At 69.1% G+C, this 1,077-nt stretch carries 2 protein-coding genes; both read left to right on the top strand.

The window, feature by feature from the left end; translation table 11 throughout:
- The coding region (locus BQ7477_RS10615; RefSeq protein ID WP_277352398.1) for a transporter associated domain-containing protein at positions 1-315 on the top strand (315 nt) is incomplete at its 5' end.
- A 1-nt stretch (position 316) separates the two neighbouring features.
- Positions 317-1,077: GTPase Era (gene era, locus BQ7477_RS10610; protein ID WP_073983874.1), on the top strand; the 761-nt coding region annotated here is incomplete at its 3' end.

Below are 1,077 nucleotides of genomic sequence, written 5' to 3'. Positions count from 1 at the left end.
GACCGCCACTCGATCGAGCCCGAGGAAACAGAGCCGGGCGTCTGGCGCGTCCCCTCGCGATACCCGATCTCCGAGCTGGGCGAGCTCCTCGGCCGCGAGATCGAGGACGAGGACGTCGACTCCGTCGGCGGCCTGCTCGCCAAAGCCATCGGCAAGGTTCCGCTGCCCGGCGCGACCGGTACACTCGCCGGCGTGCTCATGACGGCTCAAGAGGCGCGCGGGCGCCGCCGCCAAGTCTCCACGATCCTGTGCCGCCTCGACCTCGACTCTGCGCTCATCACCGACCCCAGCCCCGCCGACGACAAGGACAACTGACATGCGATTCCCCTCCGACGACGAACTCATGGCCGGCCCCAACGCCCTCGGGGACGCGCGCATCGAGGTGGCATCCGACGCCGCCGACCCGGAAGCCGACGCTCGCGCCCAGATCGAGGCCGGCCTCGGCGAGACCTCGGACGAGGCCGGGGCTGAGGCTGGCGACGACGACTCTGAGGAATCCGACGACTCTGAGGAATCCGACGACTCTGAGGAGGACGAGGAAGACGCCGACCTCGAGGGCCTTCAGGACGAGGAAGACGCCGACCTCGACGCCTTCGAGGCGCTGACCTCGCTGGCATCCCTACGCGAGGACGCGGCCGCGACCATCGAAATACCGGACTTCCCCGAGGACTTCCGCGCCGGCTTCGTCTCCATCGTCGGGCGCCCCAACGTCGGCAAGTCGACCCTGACGAACGCACTGGTCGGGCGCAAGATCGCCATTACGTCCGGGCGCCCCGAAACGACGCGCCACAACATCCGCGGCATCGTGCACGGGGATAACTACCAGCTGGTCCTCGTGGACACCCCCGGATACCATCGGCCGCGCACGCTGCTCGGTAAGCGCCTCAACGACATGGTGCGCGAGGCCCTCTCCGAGGTCGACGTCGTGCTCTTCTGCCTGCCCGCCGACCAGCGCATCGGCCCCGGCGACCAGTTCATCGCCCGCGAGCTGCGCGGCATCAAACGGCCCATCATCGCGGTGGCCACCAAGTGCGACGCCGTGCCGCGCGAGCGCGTCATGAAGCACCTGCTCTCCAT

The sequence above is a fragment of the Actinomyces bouchesdurhonensis genome (assembly GCF_900128465.1).
GTDB lineage: Bacteria > Actinomycetota > Actinomycetes > Actinomycetales > Actinomycetaceae > Pauljensenia > Pauljensenia bouchesdurhonensis.
This window is presented reverse-complemented; position numbering and strand designations above follow the sequence as displayed.